The sequence below is a fragment of the Rhodococcus sp. TAF43 genome, assembly GCF_052113525.1.
In the GTDB taxonomy this organism is placed as follows: Bacteria; Actinomycetota; Actinomycetes; order Mycobacteriales; family Mycobacteriaceae; genus Prescottella.
In genome coordinates this window covers 28,961-53,105 of the sequence record NZ_JBFRDL010000011.1, presented here as the reverse complement: position 1 = coordinate 53,105, position 24,145 = coordinate 28,961, and the positions used below count along the sequence as shown (strand labels likewise).

At 69.5% G+C, this 24,145-nt stretch carries 25 protein-coding genes and 1 tRNA gene; 11 read left to right on the top strand and 15 right to left on the bottom strand.

The annotated features are described in order from the left end of the window. Positions 1–48 precede the first annotated feature (48 nt). Positions 49–561 carry a DUF3145 domain-containing protein gene (locus AB4Z09_RS09740; protein WP_114719190.1) on the top strand — a complete coding sequence of 171 codons (513 nt, stop codon included), beginning with the start codon at positions 49–51 and terminating at the stop codon, positions 559–561. Positions 562–739: 178 nt separating this feature from the next. On the opposite strand, the gene AB4Z09_RS09735 is transcribed toward AB4Z09_RS09740, so the two are convergent. The 6 genes from AB4Z09_RS09735 to aceE form a co-directional block, all read right to left on the bottom strand. Beyond that, positions 740–2,173, bottom strand: a complete 1,434-nt coding sequence (locus AB4Z09_RS09735; RefSeq protein WP_174911186.1) for an acyl-CoA carboxylase subunit beta — start codon at positions 2,171–2,173, stop codon at positions 740–742. A 101-nt stretch (positions 2,174–2,274) separates the two neighbouring features. After that, positions 2,275–3,522: a KasA/KasB family beta-ketoacyl-ACP synthase gene (locus tag AB4Z09_RS09730; RefSeq protein ID WP_114719191.1), complete on the bottom strand. Its 1,248-nt coding sequence runs from the start codon at positions 3,520–3,522 to the stop codon at positions 2,275–2,277. A 7-nt stretch (positions 3,523–3,529) separates the two neighbouring features. Continuing rightward, positions 3,530–3,841 (bottom strand): meromycolate extension acyl carrier protein AcpM, encoded by a 312-nt coding sequence (gene acpM, locus AB4Z09_RS09725; RefSeq protein WP_114719192.1) that lies wholly within the window; start codon positions 3,839–3,841, stop codon positions 3,530–3,532. A 93-nt stretch (positions 3,842–3,934) separates the two neighbouring features. Beyond that, positions 3,935–4,852, bottom strand: coding sequence for an ACP S-malonyltransferase (locus AB4Z09_RS09720; protein WP_174911183.1), 918 nt, complete (start codon positions 4,850–4,852; stop codon positions 3,935–3,937). A 128-nt stretch (positions 4,853–4,980) separates the two neighbouring features. Beyond that, positions 4,981–6,342, bottom strand: a complete 1,362-nt coding sequence (locus AB4Z09_RS09715; protein WP_174911180.1) for a PucR family transcriptional regulator — start codon at positions 6,340–6,342, stop codon at positions 4,981–4,983. 98 nt (positions 6,343–6,440) lie between these two features. Next, on the bottom strand, positions 6,441–9,344 hold the full coding sequence (gene aceE / locus AB4Z09_RS09710) for a pyruvate dehydrogenase (acetyl-transferring), homodimeric type (RefSeq protein WP_114719407.1): 2,904 nt from the start codon (positions 9,342–9,344) through the stop codon (positions 6,441–6,443). Positions 9,345–9,719: 375 nt separating this feature from the next. Here aceE and AB4Z09_RS09705 point away from each other — a divergent pair, with 375 nt between their 5' ends. The 3 genes from AB4Z09_RS09705 to AB4Z09_RS09695 all read left to right on the top strand — a co-directional run bounded on the left by AB4Z09_RS09705 (position 9,720) and on the right by AB4Z09_RS09695 (position 10,797). Next, complete coding sequence (locus AB4Z09_RS09705) at positions 9,720–10,142, top strand: DUF3052 domain-containing protein (protein ID WP_114719195.1); 423 nt, start codon at positions 9,720–9,722, stop codon at positions 10,140–10,142. Positions 10,143–10,227: 85 nt separating this feature from the next. Beyond that, positions 10,228–10,692 carry a peroxiredoxin gene (locus AB4Z09_RS09700; RefSeq protein ID WP_174911177.1) on the top strand — a complete coding sequence of 155 codons (465 nt, stop codon included), beginning with the start codon at positions 10,228–10,230 and terminating at the stop codon, positions 10,690–10,692. A 33-nt stretch (positions 10,693–10,725) separates the two neighbouring features. Continuing rightward, positions 10,726–10,797, top strand: a tRNA-Val gene (locus tag AB4Z09_RS09695). Positions 10,798–11,054: 257 nt separating this feature from the next. On the opposite strand, the gene AB4Z09_RS09690 is transcribed toward AB4Z09_RS09695, so the two are convergent. Next, the gene (locus tag AB4Z09_RS09690) at positions 11,055–11,366 is read right to left on the bottom strand and encodes a hypothetical protein (protein ID WP_114719197.1); all 312 of its coding nucleotides are present in this window, start codon (positions 11,364–11,366) and stop codon (positions 11,055–11,057) included. A 345-nt stretch (positions 11,367–11,711) separates the two neighbouring features. Here AB4Z09_RS09690 and AB4Z09_RS09685 point away from each other — a divergent pair, with 345 nt between their 5' ends. Next, positions 11,712–12,269: a protein-tyrosine phosphatase family protein gene (locus tag AB4Z09_RS09685; protein ID WP_442239637.1), complete on the top strand. Its 558-nt coding sequence runs from the start codon at positions 11,712–11,714 to the stop codon at positions 12,267–12,269. Here AB4Z09_RS09685 and AB4Z09_RS09680 read toward each other — a convergent pair. The 4 genes from AB4Z09_RS09680 to AB4Z09_RS09665 all read right to left on the bottom strand — a co-directional run bounded on the left by AB4Z09_RS09680 (position 12,246) and on the right by AB4Z09_RS09665 (position 15,559). Next, positions 12,246–12,992 carry a VIT1/CCC1 transporter family protein gene (locus AB4Z09_RS09680; protein ID WP_442239636.1) on the bottom strand — a complete coding sequence of 249 codons (747 nt, stop codon included), beginning with the start codon at positions 12,990–12,992 and terminating at the stop codon, positions 12,246–12,248. The two genes, AB4Z09_RS09685 and AB4Z09_RS09680, sit on opposite strands and share 24 nt — an antisense overlap. Positions 12,993–13,059: 67 nt before the next feature. Continuing rightward, positions 13,060–13,578 carry a DUF2231 domain-containing protein gene (locus tag AB4Z09_RS09675; protein ID WP_174911171.1) on the bottom strand — a complete coding sequence of 173 codons (519 nt, stop codon included), beginning with the start codon at positions 13,576–13,578 and terminating at the stop codon, positions 13,060–13,062. Positions 13,579–13,658: 80 nt separating this feature from the next. Further along, on the bottom strand, positions 13,659–14,891 hold the full coding sequence (locus AB4Z09_RS09670; protein ID WP_174911168.1) for a sensor histidine kinase: 1,233 nt from the start codon (positions 14,889–14,891) through the stop codon (positions 13,659–13,661). Further along, positions 14,888–15,559 (bottom strand): response regulator transcription factor, encoded by a 672-nt coding sequence (locus AB4Z09_RS09665; protein WP_442239635.1) that lies wholly within the window; start codon positions 15,557–15,559, stop codon positions 14,888–14,890. The genes AB4Z09_RS09670 and AB4Z09_RS09665 overlap by 4 nt, the downstream gene beginning before the upstream one ends. A gap of 140 nt (positions 15,560–15,699) precedes the next feature. On the opposite strand from AB4Z09_RS09665, the gene AB4Z09_RS09660 reads away from it, so the two are divergent. Further along, positions 15,700–16,692, top strand: coding sequence for a cobalamin biosynthesis protein (locus AB4Z09_RS09660; RefSeq protein ID WP_254622565.1), 993 nt, complete (start codon positions 15,700–15,702; stop codon positions 16,690–16,692). Positions 16,693–16,764: 72 nt separating this feature from the next. Then, on the top strand, positions 16,765–17,049 hold the full coding sequence (locus AB4Z09_RS09655; RefSeq protein ID WP_174911163.1) for a putative quinol monooxygenase: 285 nt from the start codon (positions 16,765–16,767) through the stop codon (positions 17,047–17,049). Positions 17,050–17,227: 178 nt separating this feature from the next. On the opposite strand, the gene AB4Z09_RS09650 is transcribed toward AB4Z09_RS09655, so the two are convergent. Genes AB4Z09_RS09650 through AB4Z09_RS09640 form a run of 3 tightly spaced genes read right to left on the bottom strand, consistent with a single transcriptional unit; the run spans position 17,228 to position 19,383 of the window. Next, complete coding sequence (locus tag AB4Z09_RS09650) at positions 17,228–18,187, bottom strand: SURF1 family cytochrome oxidase biogenesis protein (RefSeq protein WP_174911160.1); 960 nt, start codon at positions 18,185–18,187, stop codon at positions 17,228–17,230. A 28-nt stretch (positions 18,188–18,215) separates the two neighbouring features. Then, positions 18,216–18,671, bottom strand: coding sequence for a low molecular weight protein-tyrosine-phosphatase (locus AB4Z09_RS09645; protein ID WP_114719206.1), 456 nt, complete (start codon positions 18,669–18,671; stop codon positions 18,216–18,218). A gap of 7 nt (positions 18,672–18,678) precedes the next feature. Then, a complete protein-coding gene (locus AB4Z09_RS09640) occupies positions 18,679–19,383 on the bottom strand; it encodes an HAD hydrolase-like protein (protein ID WP_174911157.1) in 705 nt (234 codons plus the stop codon). Positions 19,384–19,457: 74 nt separating this feature from the next. Between AB4Z09_RS09640 and cobC the strand changes: the two genes are divergently transcribed. The 4 genes from cobC to AB4Z09_RS09620 all read left to right on the top strand — a co-directional run bounded on the left by cobC (position 19,458) and on the right by AB4Z09_RS09620 (position 23,664). Continuing rightward, positions 19,458–20,516, top strand: coding sequence for an Rv2231c family pyridoxal phosphate-dependent protein CobC (cobC, locus tag AB4Z09_RS09635; RefSeq protein ID WP_174911154.1), 1,059 nt, complete (start codon positions 19,458–19,460; stop codon positions 20,514–20,516). Next, complete coding sequence (locus AB4Z09_RS09630; protein WP_174911151.1) at positions 20,516–21,661, top strand: Nif3-like dinuclear metal center hexameric protein; 1,146 nt, start codon at positions 20,516–20,518, stop codon at positions 21,659–21,661. The genes cobC and AB4Z09_RS09630 overlap by 1 nt, the downstream gene beginning before the upstream one ends. 156 nt (positions 21,662–21,817) lie before the next feature. Then, entirely contained in the window at positions 21,818–22,555 is a 738-nt protein-coding gene (locus AB4Z09_RS09625; RefSeq protein WP_114719210.1) for a zinc ribbon domain-containing protein, read from the top strand. Then, on the top strand, positions 22,552–23,664 hold the full coding sequence (locus AB4Z09_RS09620; protein WP_174911148.1) for a bifunctional RNase H/acid phosphatase: 1,113 nt from the start codon (positions 22,552–22,554) through the stop codon (positions 23,662–23,664). The genes AB4Z09_RS09625 and AB4Z09_RS09620 overlap by 4 nt, the downstream gene beginning before the upstream one ends. Here AB4Z09_RS09620 and AB4Z09_RS09615 read toward each other — a convergent pair. Continuing rightward, positions 23,642–24,097 carry a DUF4383 domain-containing protein gene (locus AB4Z09_RS09615; RefSeq protein ID WP_114719212.1) on the bottom strand — a complete coding sequence of 152 codons (456 nt, stop codon included), beginning with the start codon at positions 24,095–24,097 and terminating at the stop codon, positions 23,642–23,644. The two genes, AB4Z09_RS09620 and AB4Z09_RS09615, sit on opposite strands and share 23 nt — an antisense overlap. Between the last annotated feature and the right edge of the window lie 48 nt (positions 24,098–24,145).

Genomic DNA, 24,145 nt, shown 5'->3' with positions numbered 1-24,145 from the left:
TCGAGGTCGTTGGGGAAGACGTCCCTCGTCGAAGCTGGAGGTGTTGCAGTGCGCTCGTTGAACCAGTTCGCGGATGCGACGACCGGAGTGATCTACGTCCACTCGTCGCCCGCCGCCGTCTGTCCACACGTCGAGTGGGCCCTCACCTCGATTCTCGATGCCCGCGCCAACCTTCGCTGGACGGCTCAGCCCGCGGTCGGCGGCACACTACGGGCAACCTGCGACTGGTCCGGCCCTGTCGGTACCGGGTCCAGGCTCGCGGCGGGCCTGCGGGCCTGGCCCCTGCTGTACTTCGAGGTGACGGAGAACCCGAGTGACGGCGTGGACGGCGAACGATTCAGCCACGTGCCGGGCCTCGGGCTGTGGCGCGGTTCGACGAGCGCGAACGGGGACGTCGTCGTCGGCGAGATGCGACTGCGGGCGCTGCTCGCGAAGGGCGCCGACGGTTTCGCCGCCGCCGTGGAGCACGCCCTCGGCACGCCGTGGGACGAGGTGCTCGAGCCCTACCGTAGCGGTGGCGAGGGCGCCGAGGTGACCTGGCTGCGCCGCGACGTCGGCTGAGTCGGTTCGGTCGTGTCCATTCCGGATGCGGCCGATTTCTCTGTGGTGCAACGAGATCCGGCAAACCGGACGGCGTCGACGAGGGTGGTGAGTCTCGGCCCGGCAGTGGAGTGGGCCGTCGGGACCCAAAAGTGATGGGGCCCCGCGGTGCGGGGCCCCATCACTCAGTGTCGTCGTGTCACAGCGGAATGTTCTTGTGCTGTCCACGGCCGGCCGGTGCCGCGGCGAGGGCCGCGGTGATGACGCTGCGCGTCTTCGCCGGATCGATCGTCTCGTCCACCACACCGATGGAGATCGCGCGGCCGACACCGCCGGCGATGGCCTCGTGCTCGGCGGCGAGGCGATCGTGCAGTGCCTCGCGCTCCTCCTCCGGCGCGGCGGCCAGGGCGCGCTTGTGCAGGATGCCGACGGCAGCCTTGGCGCCCATGACCGCAACCTCGGACTCGGGCCACGCGTACACCGCGGTGGCGCCCAGCGCGCGCGAGTTCATCGCGATGTAGGCGCCGCCGTAGATCTTCCGGGTGACCAGCGTGACGCGGGGAACCGTGGCCTCGGCGAAGGCGTGCAGCAGCTTCGCGCCGCGGCGCACGACGCCTTCCCATTCCTGGCTGACACCGGGCAGGTAGCCGGGGACGTCGACGACCACGACCAGCGGGATGCCGAAGGCGTTGCACAGGCGGACGAAGCGGGCGGACTTCTCCGCGCTCTCCGAGTTGAGGCAGCCGCCCAGGCGGAGCGGGTTGTTGGCGATCACACCCACCGTGCGGCCGCCGAGGCGTCCCAGGCCGGTGACGATGCTGCGCGCCCAATTGCCCTGCAGCTCTTCGAAACTCGACTCGCCCTCGACGTTGTCGAGCAGCTCGTGCACGATCGGGCGAACGTCGTACGCGCGCTTGGCCGACTCGGGCATCAGCGCCCGCAGGTCGGTGTCGCCGTGCTCGGCGGCAGCGAGATCGAACTCGCCCTGCTCGCAGAACATCGACACCAGGCGGCGGGCGCGATGGTAGGCGTCGTCCTCGTCGTGTGCAGCGATGTGCGCGACGCCGGACTTCTTGGTGTGCGTATCGGGGCCGCCGAGCGAGGCCATGTCGACCTGCTCGCCGGTCACGCTCTTGACGACGTCGGGTCCGGTGACGAACACGCGGCCCTCGGGGGCCATGATCACGATGTCGGTGAGCGCGGGGCCGTAGGCGGCGCCGCCGGCCGCGAAGCCGAGGACGACGGAGATCTGCGGGACGAGGCCGGACGCACGGACCATGGCCTCGAAGACCAGTCCGACGGCGTGCAGCGCCTCGACGCCTTCGGCGAGGCGTGCGCCGCCCGAATGCCACAGTCCGATGACGGGCGCCTTCTCGGCGATGGCGGTGTCGATGGCGGCAACGATGTGCTTGCAGCCTTCGATGCCCATGGCGCCGCCCATGACGGTGGCGTCGGAGCAGTAGGCGATGGTGCGAACGCCGTCGATCTCACCGGATGCGGCGAGTACTCCGGACTTGTCGCGGGGATGTAGGGGCACGACGGTACCGGCATCGAACAACTTGGCGAGACGCGCGAGCGGATCGCGCGGATCGGTTGATGCTTCGGTGTTCGTCGCGGGGGCCATGACGGTCATCGAGTCCTCCTTGAGCGAGCCCATATGGGGCGAGGGTTCGGGGGTGGGGACCCCGGGGTGCGGGGCCCCCCACCTGGCTGTCCAGCGAAGTTCGGCTGGGATCAAGCCCGGCCGAAGGCGAGCGCGACGTTGTGCCCACCGAAACCGAACGAGTTGTTGATCGCGAAATCGATGTCGCCGTACCGGGGTTCACCCTTCACGACGTCGAGATCGATCTCTGGATCCTGGTTGTCGAGATTGAGCGTGGGGGGAATGACGCCCTCACGCACACTCAGGACCGTGAGCACGGCCTCGAGGGCGCCGACGGCGCCGATCGAGTGGCCCAGTGCCGACTTGGGCGCATACACCGCAGCATGCGTGCCGACCGCGGCCTGGATGGCCAGTGCCTCGGCGATGTCGCCGATCGGGGTCGCGGTGGCGTGTGCGTTGATGTGCTTGATGTCGGACTTGGTGAGACCGGCGGTCTCGATGGCCCGGGTCATGGCGCGAGCCGCACCCGTGCCTTCCGGATCGGGCGCCACGATGTGGAATCCGTCCGAGGTGATGCCGGCGCCCAGCAGGCGGGCGTGAATCGTCGCCCCGCGTGCCTTCGCATGCTCCTCCGTCTCGAGGACCATCATTGCGCCCGCTTCGCCGAAGACGAAACCGTCCCGGTCCTTGTCGAAGGGGCGCGAAGCCGCCTTCGGGTCGTCGTTGCGAGTGCTGAGCGCGCGCATCATTGCGAAGCTCGCGATCGGCACGGAGCCGATGTTGCCCTCGACTCCGCCCGCGACGACGATGTCCGCGTCGCCCATCGCGATCATGCGGAACGCATGCGCGATGGCCTCCGAGCCGGACGAACACGCCGAGACCGGCGTGATGACACCGGCGCGCGCGCCGAGTTCCAGTCCGACGGTGGCCGACGGACCGTTCGGCATCACCATCTGAACCGCGAACGGGGACACCTTGCGGTACCCGCCTGCGCGCAGCTTGTCGACGGCGTCGACGAGCGCCTCGCCGCCGCCGAGTCCGGTGCCGATGACAACCCCGAGGCGATCCTTGTCGACCTCGGGGCTGCCGGCGTTCTGCCAGACCTGACGACCCAGAACGAGAGCGAGACGTTCGACGAAGCTCATCCGGCGGATCTCGACCCGGGACAGTGCGTCGTCGAACGGGACCTTCAACTGGCCACCGAAACGCACTGGTAGATCGAATTCCTCCACGAATGAGCCATCGAGCACGTCGATGCCGCTCTCACCGGCCAGCAGGCCCTTCCACGTGCCATCCACATCTCCGGCGACCGACGTCGTAGCCGCAAGGCTGGTGACGACGATGTTGGGGAATCTCCCTCGGGTAGAAGCGGAAGTCACGTTCGGCTCACTCGTCGTCGTTCTTGGCGGCCTCGAGCTTGGCCTTGACGGTCTCCGCGGTCTCGCCGCCCTCGGCCTCGACCTTCTGGATGTAGGCGACGACATCGCCGACGGTGCGCAGGCTCGCGAGATCCTCGTCCGGGATCTTCACGCCGTACTTGTCCTCGGTCTGGACCGCGATCTCGACCATGGACAGCGAGTCGATGTCGAGGTCGTCGACGAACGACTTCTCGATCGTGACCTCGGACGGCTCGATTCCGGTGACCTCTTCGATGATCTCGGCGAGGTTGGCGATGATGTCTTCCTGGTTGGCGGCCACTTCGTGGCTCCCTTCTTCATTCGATGTGTCGTCTTCTGTGGGTCCGGGGCGGCCGGGGCCGACCCGGTGCGCGCATCGTGAGCGCGCAGCAAGCTAACCGACTTCGGTGAACTCGGTCAGTGCGGAGAGATCCCCGGGTTCCTTGAGCGCCGCGGTCGGGGTGCCGCGCATTTCGCGCTTGGCGATTCCGATCAGGGTGCCCGCCGGGGGGAGTTCCGCGATCGCCGAGACCTGCGCGGCCCGCAGGCTCGCGGTACACAGGTCCCAGCGCACAGGTCGGGTCACCTGCGCGGCCAGCTTAGTCAGGGCATCGGCACCGGAGGTCACCGGCGCGCCGTCCGAGTTGGAGAGCAGAGTGCGGGACGGATCGTTGGGTGTGATCCGCGACGCGGCCTCGGCCACGGCGTCCTGAGCAGGCGCCATGAACCGGGTGTGGAACGCACCCGCCACCGGAAGTGCCCGTACGCGGGCCTTCTCGGGCGGGTTCGCGGCGAGCTGCTCGAGTGCGTCGAGTCGCCCGGCCGCCACGATCTGGCCCGCCGCGTTGCGGTTGGCCGGCGTGAGATCGAGTTCCTCGAGCCGGGACAGGACGGCGTCCTCGTCCCCGCCGAGCACCGCCGACATTCCGGTGGGCTCCAACGCACACGCCTTCGCCATCTCGCCACCCCGGATCGCGGCGAGCATCACCGCGTCGTCGGAGGAGAGCACGCCGGCGACCGCGGCCGCAGCGAGTTCGCCGACGGAGTGACCGGCGGCGATGGTGTCGGAGGGGATCTGGCCGCGACGTTCGAGCTCCTCGTAGGCGAGGAGCGCGGCAGCCACGACCAGCGGCTGGGTCACTGCGGTGTCCGTGATCTCCTCGGCCGAGGCGGTAGTGCCCAGGCGTACGAGATCGAGGCCGGAGGCCTTGGACCACAGAGCCACGCGATCGTGTGCACCCGGCAGCTCCAGCCATGGGCTGAGCATGCCGGGGGTCTGAGAGCCCTGACCCGGGGCTAGCAACGAAATCACGCTTTCAAGGGAACACTGCGGGTGCAGGTCTGCGAGATGTTGTCGGGGATGAAACCTGGACACGTGTTTTGTAGGTTTCCTACAAAAAAGCACGTCGGCCGCCGTTATCGAATTCGGGCGCCTCCGTGTTACGTCCCGACATTCCTAAATGTGAATTTTGTGACTGATGTGTCAGAAGTCGACGTTTCGTGACGTGTTTGAGCTAGTCGGCCCACCGTGGTTGCGACGCGGAGCACATATGCGTCCCTCGAGTTGGTCGGATCCCGGCGGGTGACTTCGGCAATTCGCTTCAGGCGGTAGCGGACAGTATTTGGATGAACAAACAGCTGACGGGCACAAGCCTCTACGGCCCCACCGGAATCCAGGTAGGCGTCGAGCGTGTCGGACAGTGCCGAGCCGGCGGCCGACAACGGCTGGATCAAACGTTCGTTTAGGGCAACGACGGCCGCGGTGTCTCCGAGAAGGGCGCGTTCGGGTAGAAGGTCGGCGGCGAAGACGGGCCGCGGAGCGCCCCGCCAACCCGCGACGGCTTCCATGCCGGCCAGCGCCTCGACCGCACTGAAGTGTGCGGCCCCCAGACTGGGGGTGGTGGGTCCGATCACGACGGGGCCGGCGGAGAACTTGTCCATGAGATCGGTCATGAACTCCCGCGCCGCCTTGGTGCCGTGCAGCTCACCGCTGACGACGAGGACGAGCCGATCGCCCTGGATCACGGCGAGGGCCCCGCGATCGTGGCGCTGCGCTGCGCTGTGCACCGTGCCGATCACCGACACGCCCTGTTCCGGGGGAGGCGTGCCGACGATGACCGTCGCGGGCGCGGTGGCGTCCCAGTTCAGGGTTGCCGCCCGGGACTGCAGGTCGGAACCGGTGTCGCCGCGGACAACCGCGTCGACCACCAGGGCCTCCAGCCGGGTGTCCCATGCACCGCGGGACTCCGCGGCACTGGCGTAGACGGAGGCGGCCGCGAAACCGAGCTCGCGCCCGTAGCGCAGGATCGCCTCGGTGAGCGCCACCAGCTGCCGGTCGTTTCGGGCCAGAGCCGGGAGACGCTGCTCGAAGAACTCCATTGCGACCCGCACCATGTCGACCGTCTGGCGGAGGGTCAGTCGTCGGGCGAGGTCCTGCGGAATCACCTGGTACGCGTCGATGGTGAATCGGATGTCGCTGTCGGAGTCGGTGAGCCACTCGAGGAAGTTGACCACCGACTTCTGGACGATCATCTGGACGCTCGCGCGCTGTTCGGCGTCGAGGTCGGCGAAGAACGGCAGCTGGTCCTGCATCGAGGCGATGGCCTCGGTGGACAGCCGTCCGGAGAACTGCTTGACCCGGCGCAGCAGTGCGTCCGGAAGTGAATCGCGAGTGGGCCTGCCGTCCGACCTGGGGGCCGGAGGTTGATAGCGGACGCGTCGCGGCGAGTTCGGGGTCGGCGCCTCGCGCAGCGCGGGCGGCTCCGACGAGCTGTTCGACGTCTCGGGCAGATCCTCGGCCATGAGAGGAACTTACGCCCGCCGCCTGCACGGCGTCTCCGGGACACTCGTGCAAGCGGCGGGCGTGATCAGTTGTCGATCAGCGTGCCGATCGGGCCGCTTCAGGCGACGCCGGGATCCGACGTCTGCTTCGGAGCGGCGAGCACGTCGTCGATCCGGTAGCGGGCGGCCGCCTCGGCCGCCTTCGAGCGGTCGATCTCACCGGACTTCGCCAGCGCCGAGAGCACCGCGACGGTGATCGACTCGGCGTCGACGTTGAAGAACCGTCGCGCCGCCGGGCGGGTGTCGGAGAAACCGAACCCGTCGGTGCCGAGCGTGGTGTACGAGCCGGGGACCCACTGACGGATCTGGTCCGGGACCGCACGCATCCAGTCCGAGGCCGCCACGAACGGACCCTGCGCCTGGGACAGCGCCTTCGTGACGTACGGCTCCGGTGCGTCGACACCTGGGTTGCGCAGCGCCTCGCGCTCGCACTCGATGCCGTCGCGGCGCAGCTCGCCCCACGAGGTCACCGACCACACGTCGGCGGCGACGCCCCACTCGTCCGCGAGCAGCTGCTGTGCGCGCAGACCGTCCGGCATCGTGACGCCCGAGACCAGGATCTGCGCGCGCGGTGCGGAGCCTGCGGAGCGCCCCTCCGGGACGCCCGAGCTCTCGGCCGGCTTGAACAGGTAGATGCCCTTGAGCAGGCCCTCGACATCGAGGTTCTCCGGCTCGGCGGGCTGCTGGTACGGCTCGTTGTAGACGGTGAGGTAGTAGAAGATGTTCTCTCCACCGAAGCCCGGCTCGAGCGTTCCGTCCGCCGACGTCGTGCCGCCGTACATGCGGCGCAGACCGTCCTTGACGATGTGCGCGATCTCGTACGAGAACGACGGGTCGTACGACACCGCGGCCGGGTTGGTCGACGCCAGCAGCAGCGAGTGACCGTCGGCGTGCTGCAGACCCTCACCGGTGAGCGTGGTGCGGCCGGCGGTGGCGCCGAGGACGAAGCCGCGGGCCATCTGGTCCGCCGCCGCCCACAGGCCGTCGCCGGTCCGCTGGAAGCCGAACATCGAGTAGAAGATGTACACCGGGATCATCGGCTCGCCGTGGGTGGCGTACGACGTGCCCACCGCGGTGAACGACGCCGTCGAGCCGGCCTCGTTGATGCCCTCGTGCAGGATCTGGCCGATCTCGCTCTCCTTGTAGGCGAGCATCAGTTCCGCATCGACGGACGTGTACAGCTGTCCGTTGCGGTTGTAGATCTTCAGCGACGGGAACCACGAGTCCATGCCGAACGTGCGCGCCTCGTCCGGGATGATCGGCACGATCCGCTTGCCGATCTCCTTGTCCCGCAACAGTTCCTTGAGGATGCGGACGACGGCCATCGTCGTCGCGACCTCCTGCTTGCCCGAGCCCTTGCGGACGACGTCGTACGTCTTGTCCGCGGGCTGCGCGAGCGGTGTGGAGTCGGTGCGGCGGGACGGCAGGAAGCCGCCGAGCGCCTTGCGCCGCTGCAGCATGTACTGGATCTCGGGGGAGTCCGTACCGGGGTGGTAGTACGGGGGCAGGTACGGATCCTTCTCGAGCTCCTCGTCGGAGATCGGGATGCGCTGGATGTCGCGGAACCGCTTGAGATCGTCGAGCGTCAGCTTCTTCATCTGGTGCGTGGCATTGCGGCCCTCGAAGTGCTTGCCGAGGGTGTAGCCCTTGATGGTGTGCGCCAGGATCACCGTCGGCTGACCCTTGTGCGCCATCGCCGCCGCATACGCCGCGTAGATCTTGCGGTAGTCGTGGCCGCCGCGCTTGAGGTTCCAGATCTCCTGATCCGAGAGATTGTCGACCAGGGCCTTGGTGCGCGGGTCCCGCCCGAAGAAGTGCTCGCGGACGAACGCGCCGTCGTTGGCCTTGTACGTCTGGTAGTCGCCGTCGGGCGTCTCGTTCATCAGGTTGACGAGCGCGCCGTCCTTGTCGGCGTGCAGCAGCGCGTCCCACTCGCGGCCCCAGACGACCTTGATGACGTTCCAGCCGGCGCCGCGGAAGAACGACTCGAGCTCCTGGATGATCTTGCCGTTGCCGCGGACCGGTCCGTCGAGGCGCTGCAGGTTGCAGTTCACGACGAAGGTCAGGTTGTCGAGGCCCTCGGTGGCCGCGACGTGCGCCAGACCGCGCGACTCCGGCTCGTCCATCTCGCCGTCGCCGAGGAACGCCCACACGTGCTGATCCGCGGTGTCCTTGATGCCGCGGTCGTGCAGGTAGTGGTTGAAGCGGGCCTGGTAGATGGCGTTCATCGGGCCGAGGCCCATCGACACCGTCGGGAACTCCCAGAAATCGGGCAGCAGGCGCGGGTGCGGGTACGACGGCAGGCCGCCGCCGGACTGCGCGTGGCTGGCCTCCTGGCGGAAGCCGTCGAGCTGCTCGGCCGGGATCCGGCCCTCGAGGAACGCGCGGGCGTAGATGCCCGGCGAGGCGTGGCCCTGCACGAAGATGTGGTCGCCGCCGCCCGGGTGGTCCTTACCGCGGAAGAAGTGGTTGAAACCGACCTCGTAGAGCGCGGCCGACGACGCGTACGTCGAGATATGACCACCGACGCCCACGCCCGGCCGCTGCGCGCGATGCACCATGATCGCGGCGTTCCAGCGGATCCACGCGCGGTAGCGGCGCTCGACCTCTTCGTCGCCGGGGAACCACGGCTCGTTCTCGGTCGGGATGGTGTTGACGTAGTCGGTAGAGGTGAGTGCGGGGATCGCCACGTGCTTCTCGCCGGCGCGCTCGAGCATGCGCAGCATCAGGTAGCGGGCGCGGGCGGCTCCCGAGCGGTCGAGCAGACCGTCGAACGATTCGAGCCATTCGGTGGTCTCGTCCGGATCGATGTCCGGCAGGTAGGAAGCCACGCCCTCGCGGATGACGCGGACCCGGCCGTCTGTGCCGGGTTGCGCGTTCGCGGCGGGTGACGAGGCCGCTCCGGATACGCCTGGTGTGTCGGCGTTCGGTTGAGACGCGGGCCCCTGGATCAGGTCTGACAAGGTGTGCTCCTCATTGTGGTGGGACGCGCGGTGTCGCGTCCGCTCCATCCGGACGGTCCTTGTTAGGGCCGCCCGAGTTTCCATATGAATATGGCGCAACCCTCATCTTTCACCATCCAGTCCGCGGAGGCACCCCCACTCCTGCTGTTCGGTCTTCGGCGCGTCGCGGGATACGGTGGGGGTCGGAATTCGCCCTGGCAACCGTCGTCGACGGCGTGCCGATCGCACTTTCTCGAGATTTTCGGGGACGTCGGCTTGCGCGAACGGCTTCGACCATGTTCGCTTTCACCTATTGATCGACACACGCTCGATCGTCACTGGAGTCGGTCGGGCCCATTCGGGCCCGCCACCCACCGAACAGAGGAGGACACCACCGTGGTCGCCGCGGCGGACGCTCAGAACTACGCTCAGAAGCTTGGCATTACCCACGACATGGTGGTTCAGGAACTGGGCTGGGACGAGGACACCGACGACGACATTCGTTCGGCGGTGGAGGAGGCCATCGGTGGAGAGATGGTCGACGAGGACTCCGACGAGGTCATGGACGTCGTGGTGCTGTGGTGGCGCGACGGCGACGGTGACCTGGTCGACGCCCTGATGGACGCGATCGGACCGCTGTCCGACGAGGGCTTCGTGTGGGTACTCACCCCCAAGACCGGCCAGTCCGGGCATGTCGAGCCCAGCGAGATCGCCGAATCGGCGCCCACGGCGGGGCTGACCCAGACGTCGGCCGCGAACCTCGGGATGTGGAGCGGTAGCCGGCTGGTGCAGCCGAAGGCTCGCGCACCCAAGCGCTGATCTCGCCGAGACCACATTCGGTTCATCCGTGCGGCGTACGTTTGTCGTGACGGATGCGCCGACGTACCCGATGTTAGGACCAGGCATGCCTCTCGAAGTGGGCGCCACTGCGCCCGATTTCACCCTCAAGGACCAGAACAACCAGGAAGTCACGCTGTCGGACTTCCGTGGCAAGAAGAACGTCCTGCTCGTCTTCTACCCGCTCGCGTTCACGGGTGTGTGCCAGGGCGAACTGTGCCGTGTGCGGGACGAACTGCCGAAGTTCCAGAACGACGACGCCGAGATCCTCGCGATCTCGGTGGGCCCGTCGCCGACCCACAAGATCTGGGCCGCCGAACAGGGCTACACCTTCCCGTTGCTGTCCGACTTCTGGCCGCACGGCGCGATTGCCGAGGCGTACGGGGTGTTCAACGACAAGCTCGGATTCGCCAACCGCGGCACGTTCGCGATCGACAAGGACGGCATCATCCGCTTCGCGGAGATGAACGGCCCCGGCGAGCCCCGTGACCAGGCAGCTTGGGAGAAAGCGCTCACCGCGCTAAAGTCCTGATGCGATTCCGGCGGAATTCCACCGCCGGAATTCGGGCGTGTAGCTCAGTGGTAGAGCTCTGGTTTTACACACCAGCGGTCGGGGGTTCGAAACCCTCCGCGCCCACAAGCAGTCGTTCATTCGCGGATCGTGGCACGGATGCCGGCCAACTTCAGTCAGATCGCTCGACAGTTCCCGCGACACGGTCGATACACCCGTAGTCGAAACGCAGAACGCCCCGCACGGGGCGGGGCGTTCCGGGGAGCTCGATCGGTCGGCCCACGATCGAAAATGCATGGGCGAAAGTTGGATTGAATCCGTGGGTCTCGATGGGTCTTGATGGGTCTCGATACGACTTCGTCGTGGCCGGAAGCCGAAGCCGATCAGGAGCCGAGCGAGCCCGTGCTCAGTGAGCCGAAGTCGAGCGAACCACTCGAAGATCCGGCGTCGACGGAGTCGGGCTCACGAACTGGATTCCACCCGCGGCAGCCGGCGGTCTCGAACCCGTCGTCGTCCGGCGCAATCGTGACGGTGACCGGTCCGTAGGAAACCCCGCGTTCGATCGCGTTGATGCCGCCGGTAGGCAGCGCCTCGATGCGGGTCCACGAGCAGGGCAGCAGACTGCCGGGCCAGGCGCCGGCCGTCGTGTACGTTCCCGGCTGAACGTCGAAGCCGACTTTGTAGACGCCGTCCATCAAGATCCTCGACGGGGTTACGCCCAGCGATCCGGAAGAGCCGGCGTCAGCGGCTGATGCCACCCCGGCCCCGCCCGCCGCAATCGCTACTGTGGCCGCTGCGGCGACCGCTCCCGCAACCCAATTCGTCGGCTTGCGCACGGACATGACTGATCGATCAGGCACTTCGGAACCTCCCCCAAATATTTCTCGCGCTCAGGCTGCGCGTCCGGGGGATCGTAGCCCGAACCCGACCACTGGTCCGCCGAAACGACCAGGGAAGTCTGGGAAGTGTTCGGAACGCGCGACGGTCGGGAACCAGGCGATACTGGAATCCCCGGCCGACACTCCGAACGGACCCCGAGCGTGAACGACGACTCCGTCGATCCGACCGCGATCGACATCAGGCTCGACCCGTTGCGCCAGCGCCTGGTCGGGATCACGGCGCACGGACACCTGCCCTTCGACGTTCCGGTCATCAGCGAGATCGCCCCGAATCTGTGGCAGGGCGGTTGCCGCGACGGACTGCTGCTGCCGACGTTCGTCACCCACCTCGTGTCGCTGTACCCGTGGGAGCAGTACGAGATCGCGCACGTCGTCGATTCCGAGGTCTACGTCCGCATGTACGACAGTGCCGAACAGGGCTTCGATCAGGTCGATGCCCTCGCCGCCTGGGTGAACGCGTGCCGCAAGACAGGTCCGGTTCTCGTGCACTGTCAGGTGGGGCTCAACCGGTCGAGTCTGATCGCGGGTCGGGCGATGGTGCTGTCCGGCGAGGCGGACCCGGCCGGCGCGGTGGCGTTGCTCCGGGCGCGGCGGTCGCCGGCCTGCCTGTGCAACCCGTCGTTCGAGGCCTGGTTGCTGGGGCGATCCAGGGGCGAGGGGTCGCCGGACCCCGCGTCAGACCCCGGCGCCGCCGAGTAGCTGCCCTATCCCGTAGGTGACGGCCATCGCGAGCGCGCCACCGCTGACCACACGGATCACCGCCCGGGACCGGTCGGCGCCGCCGAGTCGGGCGCTGATGCTGCCGGTGATGGCAAGGGCGACCAGCATGGCCACGAATGTGACCGGAATGCGCGCGCTCGCCGGCGGAAGCAGGATCGCGAGCATCGGCAGAATCGCGCCGACGGTGAACGCGATCGCGGATGCAGACGCAGCCTGCCAGGGGTTGGTGAGGTCGTTCGGGTCGATGCCCAACTCGGCCTCGGCGTGCGCCGCGAACGCGTCGTGCGCGGTGAGCTCCTCGGCGACGGTACGGGCGGTGGCGGGGGACAGACCCTTCGCCTCGTACAGGGATGCCAGTTCGTCGAGTTCGGCGTCGGGGATGGTGGTCAGTTCGAGGCGCTCCTTCTCCAGCAGAGCGCGCTCGGTGTCACGCTGGGTGCTCACGGAGACATACTCGCCCAGCGCCATCGAGACGGCGCCGGCCGCGAGCCCTGCCAGACCGGCGGTGAGGATCGGGCCGCGGTCGGTGGTTGCCGCGGCGACACCGACGACGAGACCCGCTACCGAGACGATGCCGTCGTTCGCGCCGAGTACCCCCGCGCGAAGCCAGTTCAGGCGCGACGACAACCCTGCGGTGTGCGGCTCCGCTGCATGGGTTCCGGCCTGCTCGCCGGCATTCGGGGACTCCTGGTTCGAGGTCACAGCGCGAATCGTATTGCCGACGCCACGGTGTCACCAGCTATGCAAGGCTGTCCGAAGTGGTCCGGCGTCACTGTGCGGCCGGGGAATCGGCAGCCGTCGTATCGCTCCAGACGGCGGCCGCGCCGCTCTCGCCGATCCGGTAGACCTGCACCGTCGATCCGACTGCCAGCACCACCGCGACGACGGAAAGTCCGGTGGCGACGACCCGCGACGCCGTACTGCTCGTCGACCCGCCGCGTTCGGCCCGCCACGCCTGGAAACGGGGGTTGTGGATGGCCCACCATCCCAGTGCGGCGACGAAGAGACCGGCCGACCAGTAGATCAGTTGGTCCCCGAGTTCAGCGTGGATCCGCACCAGCGGATCAGGCGCGGTGCGGTGTTCGAGCCACTCGCCGGCGTGGGTCGTGAGTGGCACGAGAACCAGGGCGATGAGGGCGACCACGGGGGAGAAGACCCCGATCCGTCGCCTCGCTGCGGGCCAACATACGGACAGCAGTAGAAGCAGTGCGGAGAGCGGTACCAGCACCACTACGAAATGCACGAGCAACGGGTGGATGGGCAGGCCGTTGAACGTTGTGGGCCCCATGATGACTCGCCTCCGTCGCGTGTTCCCGGTGTTCCGGTTCTCACGGTAGGCGCGAATTCTTGGAGCCTTCTGGGAACGTCTTAGGCGTGCCTCGGCAGGACGAGCGTGAAGGTGGCCCCGCGACCAGGCCTCGGATCGACCAGTATCTCGCCGTCGTGGGCGGTCGCGATTTCACGGACGAGAGCAAGCCCGATGCCATACCGGCGGCCTCCGGCCGGTTGCTCAGGGCCGTGCGCGAAGCGGGTGAACAGTCGACTCAGCTGCTGAGGTTCGATCCCCGGACCAGTGTCGGTCACAGCGATTCGCACCACGTCGGTGTCGCCGTCGACACGGAGCGTGACCCGTCCGCCGGGGCGTACATGGGTGACGGCATTGTCGACGAGTCCGTACACTGCGCGTCGCAATGCCGGGCGAGACCCGCTCACGACGCAGGGCGCGTCGCCGCGCACGATATCGACGTCGACGCCCAGCGATCGCGCGTGCGCCTCGACGCTGTCGCGGACCTGCTCGCAGAGCGCGGCGACGTCGACAGGTTCCCGGGTGTCGGGTCCGGTCTCCATGGCCGCCGAGAGGAGCAGATCCTCCACCAGTTCACCGAGCGCGCGGGTATCGGCGACGATCCCGTCGAGCTGGCGGGAGACCTCCTCGGGCTCGAGTCGTCCGACACGGTGGGCGAGTAGTTGCGCGCGGGTATGCAGGACCGTGAGCGGGGCACGCAGTTCGTGCGACGCATCGGCGACGAAACGTCGCTGCAGCGACAGCGCCAGGGTCAGTGGCCGAATCGATCTGCGGGACAGCAGGATCACCACGACCGCGGATGCTGCGATACCGGCGATCTCCGCGAGGATCAGGGCCGAGAGCAGTCGATGGCGTCCCGCTTCGAACGGCTCGAGGTCGAGGGCCGCGGCAACCTGGCCGTGAGTGTTGCCGCCGACCAGTACGCGGTAGTACCGTCCGCCCGCACGTAGGTCGGAGAACCCGGCGGGTCCGTCGAGCAGCCCCGCGATCTGCGGTGGTGCGCCGGCGCTGACCTGCGTCTCACCGTCGGGTCCCCGCAACGCGAGTGCCGTGCCGGGCGGGGGATCGTCGACGTCCTCGACGGTGTCGACCACGGATTGCAGTTGCGTGTCGATCTGCCGTGACTGGACGCGGGCGTCGACGAGATACGCCACCAGGCCCACCACCAGCAGCACGAGTGCGAGAGCCGCCGCGGCTTGCAGTGCTGCGAAACGTCCGGCGCGGCGCAGCAACTGTTCGTCGCCGATGACGGCGGCCGGGCGGGTCGCGACGGTCGGTCGCCGCCGACGCCTCATCGGGCACCGAGCCGGTATCCGACACCGCGCACGGTCTGCACGACGTCGCGACCGAGTTTGCGTCGCAGGTAATGCACGTAGGTATCGACGGTGCCCGGGTCGTCGGCGCCGTCGAACGCCGACAGCAACAATTGCGACCGGGTGAAGACCTGACCCGGCGCTTCGGCGAGGACGGCGAGCAGAGCGCACTCGCTGGCAGACAACTCGACAGCCGTGTCGTGCCCGATCACCGTCCGGCTCGCCAGGTCCAGGCGGCGTCGGCCCACCGGGAGTTGCTCCGCGCCCTCGAATCGGCGTCTGCGCAACGCGCGCAGCCGGGCGAGCAGCTCCGGCACCTCGAACGGCTTGACCAGGTAGTCCTCGGCGCCCGCGTCGAGACCCTCGCCCCTGTCGTCGAGTGCGCCCCTGGCCGTGAGCACGAGAGTGGGAGTGTCCACCGCCTGTCGGCGCAGTGCACGCAGCACCTCGAGACCGCTCAGGACGGGAAGCCCGCGGTCCAGCACGATCAGATCGAACCGGCGGGTCAGCCCCAGGTGGAGCCCCCGGTGACCGTCGGTCGCGACCTCCACGGCGTAACCCTCCTCCGCGAGCAGATCGCACAGCAGATCGGTGAGTGGGGCGTCGTCCTCGACGAGTAGGACGGATGGCGACGCGGTGGAATCGGGCATGGTTCGAGCCTGCCACCGTCACCGCTGCAGCACGACGTGGACCGGGGGAGACACAGCACCTCGACCCCATGTGCTCCGACGGGCATATCCCCACAGCCCGGTGCCGGCCCGTCGACCTAGGCATTGATAGAAATACCGTCGTGCTCCACAACTCCCGTCGGGAACCCGCTGTTCGTCGTCCGAGCTCCACCGCGAGGGCTGTCGGCCTGCTCCTCGGCTACGCCGCGGATCGCGTGTTCGCGGACCCGCGGCGGTGGCATCCGGTCGCCGGATTCGGTCTTGCTGCAATGGAACTGGAGAAGCGGACGTACGCCGACAGTCGGCTGTCCGGAGCCGCGCACACCACGATCCTGGTGGGCGCGACCGCTGTCGGCGGTGTGCTCGCGCAGCGCCTGGGCGCGAAGTGCGGCTGGGTCGGGGAGACGGCGGTGACCGCGGCGGCGACGTGGACCGTACTCGGAGGTACCTCCCTCGCGGGCACCGGCCGGACAATGGCAAGACACCTCGAAGCCGGGGACCTGGAGTCGGCACGTTCGCTGCTGCCGTCGCTGTGCGGTCGCGATCCGAGCGTGCTCGACGCCGACGGGCTGGCCCGCGCGAGCCTCGAATCGGTCGCCGAGAACACCTCCGACGCGACCGTCGGCGCACTCTTCTGGGGCGCGGTGGCCGGGGTGCCGGGGCTGCTGGCGTACCGCGCGTCCAACACGCTCGACGCGATGATCGGCTACCGCTCGGCGAAGTACAACCGCTTCGGGTGGGCTGCGGCGCGCTGGGACGACGTCGTGAATCTGGCGCCCGCCCGCCTCGCCGGCGCGCTGACCGTGGCCCTGGCACCCGCCGTGGGCGGCTCGGCTCGGGACGCCCTCCAGGCGTGGCGGCGGGACGCGTCGAATCATCCGAGCCCCAACGCGGGCGTCGCGGAGGCATCCACAGCTGGAGCGCTCGGGATCCAACTCGGCGGACGCACCGAGTACGCGTACGGCGTGGAGATGCGGCCGACCCTTGGATCGGGCCCGGCGCCGGTCGTCGCCGACCTCGAGCGAGCGGCGCGGCTGTCGACGATCGTCCAGGCGGGGGCGGCCGTCACGTCCGCGGCGCTGGCCCTCGTCGTCGGTCGGCGCCGACGACGCTGACCGGCTGCGACGAGTTCTCCGGTCCGCCGGAGTCTGTCCTCACGACAGCTCGAGACGAACGGAGTCAGAACCATGATCATCGTGGCCGGATATCTGCGGGTCGCCCCGGACGACCGCGAGGGCTACCTGGTTGCCTGCCGGAGCGTCGTGACGGCGGCGCGGGCCGCCGACGGATGCCTGGACTTCGCCCTCAGTCCCGATCCGATCGAACCCGACCGGATCAACGTCCTCGAACGGTGGCAGGACCGGCACACTCTGACCGCTTTTCGCGGGGACGGATCCGGCGAGGATCTCGGCGCCCGAATCGTCCAGGCGCAGGTGAGTGAGTTCGAATGCGACAGCGGTACCGCGCTCTGACCCCGGGCCGAGGCCGAGATCGGAATACCGGGGGATCGGAATACCGGGGGATCGGAATACCGGGGGATCGGAATACCGGGGGATCGGAATACCGGGGGCCGGGCGGCGTTGTCATAAAGAGAAGCCGCCGATACCCGCGAGGGGCCGGCGGCTTCTCCGTGTCGGTGGGGGGACCGGGTCAGCGACGTCTGCCGTAGCGGTCGGCCATCTTGGCCTCGCTGGCGGACAGCGGCGCGCTGGGGGCCGCGTCCTTCTTGCGCAGTCCACGGCGGCGGGTGGGCAGTGCGAACTCGTCGACGGTGGGTTCGGGAGCCGCACCGGCCGGAGTCTCGTCGACCGGTGGCGTCGCGGTGGTTGGTTCGTCGGCCGGTTCCGGCGCCGGCGGCGCCGCCGCGGTCGCCTTGGTCTTGCGGCGCTCGCGGAGTTCGGCGCGGACGAAGTAGGCCAGACCCAGCGGCGCCATGATGCCGAACGCCAGCCACTGCAACCCGTACGACAGGTACGGCCCGGCGTCGAGCATCGGCAGCGGGATGGTGCCGAGCCCGCCCGGCTGGGCGTCGTCGAGTTGCAGGTAGCCGTTGACCAGGTCGGTGCCGATGAACTGCCCGATCTGGCCGGAGTCGATGTAGTACACCTGCTCGGTGCCGGCCTCGGTGATCGGTTCCTTGCCCGGAACCGTGCCCTCGGACATGCGGACGCGGCCCTCGACGGACACCTCGCCGGTGGGCGGCGCCGGGATGGGCGGCGCCTCGGTGCCCTGCACAGGGCGCACGTAACCGCGGTTGACGAGCAGGGTGGCGCCGTCGCTCAGTCGCATCGGGGTGAGCACCTCGTACGCGGGCGCGTCCTCCACCGAGCGGAGCCGGACCAGGAGGTCGCTGTCGGGAAGATAGGTTCCCGTCGCGACGACCTTGCGCCACTCGTCGTCCGGGGCCGGGCCGGCACCACCGAGCAGGGTGTCGATCGACACCGCGTCGGCGTTGATGGACTGTTCGAGCAGCCCGTTGCGTTCCTCGGTCCTGGTGTTCTTGCCGAGCTGCCACGGCGCCAGGACGGTGAAACACATGAAGGCGAAACCGGCTACCACGGCCGCCAACGCAAGCCAGCCGGGACGCAGCAGAAACTTCAGCCTTCGCACGTGTCCACGGTAGCGGCTCGGCTGCCGGTCAGCTCCCCCGCACCCAGTTCAGCAGGCCCGGAACGGCTGCCTCGATCTGGTCGCGGACCAGTTCGAAGTCGGTCATGTCGCCGTAGTACGGGTCGGGCACCGAATCGCCGTCCGCATCCGGATCGAAGCTGCGGAGCAGTCGGCGGCGCTCGGTGGGCACCCCGAGATGAGCGAGGGCCCGATCGTGTCCACGGTCGAGCGCGACCACCAGGTCGGCGGCCAGATGGTCGTCCCCGACCTGCTCGGCGCGGTGCCCGGTCGGGTAGCCGGCATCGACGAGCACCCGGTCGGTGCGGCCGTCGGCGCCGTCGCCGACGTGGTAGCCGTGGGTGCCCGCGCTGCTGACCCGCACCCGATCGTCGAGACCGGCGCGGCGCACGTGCTCGGCGAAGATGCGCTCCGCCATGGGGGACCGGCAGATGTTGCCGGTGCACACGAAGGTGACGTGAATCATGCCCGGCTCACCCGGCCCGCGTGAGGATCCGCTCGAGATGCGCGACGGTGGGCGCCGTCCAGCGGGCGGCGGCCGCCTCGTCTGCCGTGCCGTAGCCCCACTCGACGAACACCGTCGGGATGCCCCAGTGCCCCGCGCCGTGCACGTCGTGCTCGCGGTCGCCGATCATCACGACGTCGGCGGTGCCGCCCACGGTCGCCGGCAGGCCCAGCCCGCCGAGGACGTGCTCGACGACGTCGGCCTTCGCGCGGCGCGACCCGTCGCTGCTGGCCCCGCCGATCACCTCGAAGTAGTCGGCGAGGCCGAAGTGCTCGAGGATCCGGATCGCGAACTTCTCGGTCTTCGACGTCGCGACCGCGAGGCGGGCGCCGGTGCCCCGGGCGGCCGTCAGCATCGGCTCGATGCCCTCGTACACCTCGTTCTCCGACCAGCCGATCGCGTCGTACCGCTCGAAGTACGCGGCCAGCGCCGCCGCGGTGGTGTCGGCGTCGAGTCCCATCCCGCGCATCGAGTCCATCAGCGGCGGGCCGATTACCGTCGCCAGCATCTCCGCGGTGGGCTCGGGACCGCCGACCGCGGCGAGGGCGTGCCGGAAGCCGTTGTGGATGCCGAGCGCGGAGTCGGTGAGGGTGCCGTCGAGGTCGAACAGAATGACCGGGGCGATCGTCGTGGGTGTCGAGGCGAGGCCGGGGGAGGAAGAGGAAAGTGTCACGGCTCCATTGTGCTGCCGACGTCCACCGACGCCCGGGCAGGTGCGCCACCGCACGCGCCGTAGGCTCGACGGCTATGGAATTCGGATCGGGATCGGCGGCGGACACTCTCGCGGCCCTGCGGCACCACGGCGACGCCGAGACCGGCCCCGGACTGCTCGACTTCGCGGTGAACGTGCAGGGAGACGGGCCGCCGGAGTGGTTGCGGCGCAGGCTTGCCGACGCCCTGGCGGGCCTGGGCAGGTATCCGGCCGCCGACGCCGACCGGTGCGCCCGCGAACAGGTGGCCGTCCGGCACGGCCGGACGCCGGAGGAGGTGCTGCCACTGGCCGGCGGCGCCGAGGGGTTCGCGATGCTGCCGCGGCTCGGGGTGCGCAAGGCGGCGCTGATCCATCCGTCGTTCACCGAGCCCGAACTCGCACTGCGCGAGGCCGGCGTCCCGGTGACGCACGTGACCCTGGAGGCGCCGTACCGCCTCGATCCCGCCGCCGTGCCGGACTCCGCCGATCTCGTGGTGCTCGGCAACCCCACCAACCCGACGTCGGTGCTGCACGCGGCGGATGACGTCCTCGCGCTGCGCCGGCCCGGCCGGATCCTCGTCGTCGACGAGGCGTTCATGGACTCGGTCCCGGGGGAGACCGAGTCGGTAGCCGGCCTCTCGCTGCCCGACGTCCTGGTGCTGCGGAGCCTGACGAAGACGTGGGCGCTGGCCGGGCTGCGGTGCGGCTACGCGCTGGGCCACCCGGACGTGCTGGCGCGGATGCAGCACGGGCGCGCGCACTGGCCGGTGGGCAGCCTGCAACTCGAGGCGATCACCGCGTGCAGCGAACCCGCCGCCGTCGAGCAGGCCGGGGAGATGGCGAACCGGATCGCCGCCGACCGCGGCGACATGGCCGCGCTGCTCCGCGACGCCGGGGTGGACGTCCACCTGCCGGCGTCGGCGCCGTTCCTGCTGCTGCGTCTGCCGGACGGCGAGCGTGCGCGCGCCCACCTGCGCGAGCGGGGGATCGCGGTCCGCCGCTGCGACACCTTCCCGGGCCTGGGCCCGGACTTCCTGCGCGTCGCGGTCCGGCCGCGCGGGAAGGCCGAGCAACTTATCGCCGCCATGAGTGAACTGACGAGGGAGATGCCGTGATGACAACCCCGACGACGACCCCGACGCTGGCCGAGGTGATCGCGGCCCTCGAGACGGCCTACCCGCCGGCCCTCGCCGAGTCGTGGGACTCGGTCGGCCTGGTGGCCGGCGACCCCGCCGACGAGGTCCGCAAGGTGGTCGTCGCCGTCGACGCGACCGCCGCGGTCGTGGACGAGGCGCTGGCGACCGGTGCACAACTGCTGCTGGTGCACCACCCGCTGTTGCTGCGCGGCGTCGACACCGTCGGCGCGCACACGCCGAAGGGGGCGCTGCTGCACCGGCTGATCCGCGGCGGATGCGCGCTGTACAGCGCGCACACCAACGCCGACCGCGCCGATCCGGGCGTGTCCGACGCGCTCGCGGGCGCGCTGGGCCTCGTGGACACGCGCCCGCTGGTCCCGATCCCCGACACGGTGACCGACAAGTGGGTGGTGATGGTCCCCACGACCGACACGGGCCGAGTGCGCGACGCACTGTTCGCGGCCGGCGCCGGCGAGCTCGGTGACTACCGCGAGTGCAGTTGGACGGCGACCGGCGACGGACAGTTCCGGCCGCTCGCCGGCGCCAACCCGACGCTGGGCACCGTCGGCGAGGTGGAGGCGGTGCGCGAGGACCGCGTCGAGGTGATCGCGCCGCGCTCGGCCCGAACACGCGTGCTGCGCGCCCTGCGGGCGGCGCACCCGTACGAGGAGCCCGCGTTCGACGTGTTCGAGACCGTCGACTTCCCCGGCAGCCGGGGCCTCGGCCGGGTCGGGGAGCTGCCGCGGCCGCAGACGCTGCGCGAGTTCACCGAACGGGTCGCGGCGGCGCTGCCGCGCACCGAATGGGGTGTTCGCGCAGCCGGAGATCCGGACCGGATCGTCCGCACTGTCGCGGTCTGCGGGGGCTCGGGCGACTCGCTGCTCGACACCGTGACCGGCCTCGGCGTCGACGCCTATGTGACCGCGGACCTGCGTCACCACCCCGCCGACGAGCATCTGCGGCAGGGCGGGCCGGCGCTCGTGGACGTGGCGCACTGGGCCAGCGAACAACCGTGGTGCGCACAGGCGAAGGGCGTGCTCGACGAGCGGTTCTCGGACGTCGACGGCTGGGAGGTGCGGGTGACGGAACTGCGCACCGACCCGTGGACCGTCGCGTGCCACTGACGGGTGCCGGTGAAGCGGTCGGCTGATGTGGTCGGCGCACCGCATTGTCGGGGTACGGTTGACACCTGATCTCGGCCGGTACGAGTTCGTCGGCTACGACGAACGACCACTGGTCCGACCCCAAGAACATCAAGAACACAGCAGGAGCTTCCACGCGTGAACGTCGATCCCTCAGTGCAGTCCAAGCTTCTCGAGCTCGCGGGTGTGGACACCGAGCTGGCACGGCTCGCGCACCGTCGCTCGACACTGCCCGAGCAGCAGGAAGTGGAGCGACTCGAAGCCGAGCGCCTCTCCCGTAAGGACGCGGCGGTGTCCGTCGAGATCGTCCTCGACGACCTCGACCGGGACATCAAGAAGCTCGAAGGCGAGGTCGACGCGGTCCGCCAGCGCGAGGTGCGGGACCGGAAGCTGCTCGAGGGCGGCACCGTCGGCGCGAAGCAGCTGTCGGAGTTGCAGCACGAGCTCAGCAGCCTGGAGCGTCGACAGAGCGTGCTCGAGGACGAACTGCTCGAGGTGATGGAGCGCCGGGAGGCGTCGCAGGCCGATCACGACCACGCCGGTGCCCGCCTGACGCAGGTCGAGGACGAACTGATCGACGCAGAGCGTCGCCGCGACGACGCCGTCGCGGACCTCGAGAAGACGCAGCAGCGCTGCGACACCGACCGCGCCGCCCTGGTCGGTCAGTTCCCCGAGGACCTGCTCGCGATCTACGAGAAGCAGCGCGAGCAGCGCGGTGTCGGCGCGGCCCTGCTGCAGGCCCGTCGCTGCGGCGCGTGCCGCATCGAGATCGACCGCGGCGAGATCTCCCGGATCGCCGGCACCGCTGCGGACGTCGTCGTCCGCTGCCCCGAATGCGGCGCAATCATGGTGCGCACCAAGGAGTCCGGTCTGTGACTCTTGACCGGGTCGTCGTCGAGGCCGACGGCGGATCGAGGGGTAACCCGGGCCCGGCCGGGTACGGCGCGGTGGTGTTCGATGCCGATCGGAACCGGGTGCTCGCCGAGCGCCGCGAGTTCCTCGGTGTCGCCACCAACAACGTCGCCGAGTACCGCGGCCTCGTCGCGGGCCTGACCGCGGCCCGCGACCTCGGCGCCCGCGAGGTGGACGTCCGGATGGACTCCAAACTCGTCGTCGAGCAGATGTCCGGGCGCTGGAAGATCAAGCACCCGGACATGATTCCGCTCGCCGAGCAGGCGCGGACGCTGGCGGGATCGTTCGCGCGGGTCACGTACACGTGGATCCCGCGCGCCGAGAACTCCCACGCCGACCGGCTCGCGAACGAGGCGATGGACGGGGAGGACGCGATCACCTCCGGTGCGGTCGCCGAGACCACCGAGGAATCCGCGGCGGAGCCGGCCGCGGCCACCGCTCCGGGTTGGACCGGCGCGGTCGGCGCCCCCACCCGGATGCTGCTGCTGCGGCACGGCCAGACCGAACTGTCCGTCGAACGGCGCTATTCGGGCCGCGGCAATCCCGAACTCACGGCGTTCGGCCGGTCGCAGGCCCGGTCGGCGGCGGAGCGGATCGCCGAGCGCGGCGCGATCGCCGCGGTGGTGTCGTCGCCGCTCGGGCGAGCCCGGGAGACCGCGGACGCGGCCGCCCGCGCGTTGGGACTGCCGGTCACGGTGCACGAGGGACTCACCGAGACGGACTTCGGTAAGTGGGAGGGCCTGACGTTCGGTGAGGCCGCCGAGCGGGACCCCGACCTGCATCGCCGGTGGCTGTCGGACACGTCCGTGCGCCCACCCGAGGGCGAGAGCTTCGACGAGGTCCGGGCCCGGATCGAGCGGGTGCGTGACGAGCTCACCGCGTCGTATGCGGGCTCGAACATCCTGGTGGTCACGCACGTGACGCCGATCAAGACACTGCTGCAACTGGCGCTCGACGTGGGTCCGTCGTTGCTGTACCGCCTGCACCTGGATCTGGCGTCGCTGAGCATCGCGGAGTTCTACCCGGACGGTGGCTCGTCGGTGCGGCTGGTCAACGATACGTCGCATCTGTAGGTCCGTCGTCGTGTCGCGGCAGCGCGACGCCCAGGAACACCAGTCCGACGCCGGCGAGCAGGTGCAGCCAGCTCCCGGCGGTGTCGATCGGCATGAAGTTCGACGCCGTCGCGGCGTCGATGACCAACCCGTACACGGCGAGCATCGCCGACAGGAATCCGGCGCCGATGAGGAACATCTCGGCGGAGGCCAGTGTGCGGGACATCGCCAGACCGACGGCGCCGGCCGCGATGTGCGCGAGGTTGTGCAGGATCGACACCTCCACGGTGCCGAGCAGTCGCGCGTCGGTCCCGGGGCCGGCCCAGGTGATGTCGCCGACGTCGGACGTGATGCCCGGAACGAACCCGACGATGCCTATCGACAGGATGATCGCGGCGACGACGGTCGCCGCCAATTGAGTCGTGGTCCGGGCCAAGCCCTCGGACTCGTCCATGACAATCGCTCCTCCGGCGGCCGCGATCTTCCGCGGCCGGTGTCGTCG

Bases quoted from the DNA above. Each gene is read 5' to 3' on its own strand.
- AB4Z09_RS09735 (WP_174911186.1), bottom strand. From the start codon at position 2,173: ATGACCGTCATGGCCCCCGCGACGAACACCGAAGCATCAACCGATCCG.
- AB4Z09_RS09715 (WP_174911180.1), bottom strand. From the start codon at position 6,342: ATGGCCGAGGATCTGCCCGAGACGTCGAACAGCTCGTCGGAGCCGCCC.
- AB4Z09_RS09700 (WP_174911177.1), top strand. From the start codon at position 10,228: ATGCCTCTCGAAGTGGGCGCCACTGCGCCCGATTTCACCCTCAAGGAC.
- AB4Z09_RS09690 (WP_114719197.1), bottom strand. From the start codon at position 11,366: ATGGACGGCGTCTACAAAGTCGGCTTCGACGTTCAGCCGGGAACGTAC.
- AB4Z09_RS09675 (WP_174911171.1), bottom strand. From the start codon at position 13,578: ATGGGGCCCACAACGTTCAACGGCCTGCCCATCCACCCGTTGCTCGTG.
- AB4Z09_RS09670 (WP_174911168.1), bottom strand. From the start codon at position 14,891: ATGAGGCGTCGGCGGCGACCGACCGTCGCGACCCGCCCGGCCGCCGTC.
- AB4Z09_RS09665 (WP_442239635.1), bottom strand. From the start codon at position 15,559: ATGCCCGATTCCACCGCGTCGCCATCCGTCCTACTCGTCGAGGACGAC.
- AB4Z09_RS09655 (WP_174911163.1), top strand. From the start codon at position 16,765: ATGATCATCGTGGCCGGATATCTGCGGGTCGCCCCGGACGACCGCGAG.
- AB4Z09_RS09645 (WP_114719206.1), bottom strand. From the start codon at position 18,671: ATGATTCACGTCACCTTCGTGTGCACCGGCAACATCTGCCGGTCCCCC.
- cobC (WP_174911154.1), top strand. From the start codon at position 19,458: ATGGAATTCGGATCGGGATCGGCGGCGGACACTCTCGCGGCCCTGCGG.
- AB4Z09_RS09630 (WP_174911151.1), top strand. From the start codon at position 20,516: ATGACAACCCCGACGACGACCCCGACGCTGGCCGAGGTGATCGCGGCC.
- AB4Z09_RS09615 (WP_114719212.1), bottom strand. From the start codon at position 24,097: ATGGACGAGTCCGAGGGCTTGGCCCGGACCACGACTCAATTGGCGGCG.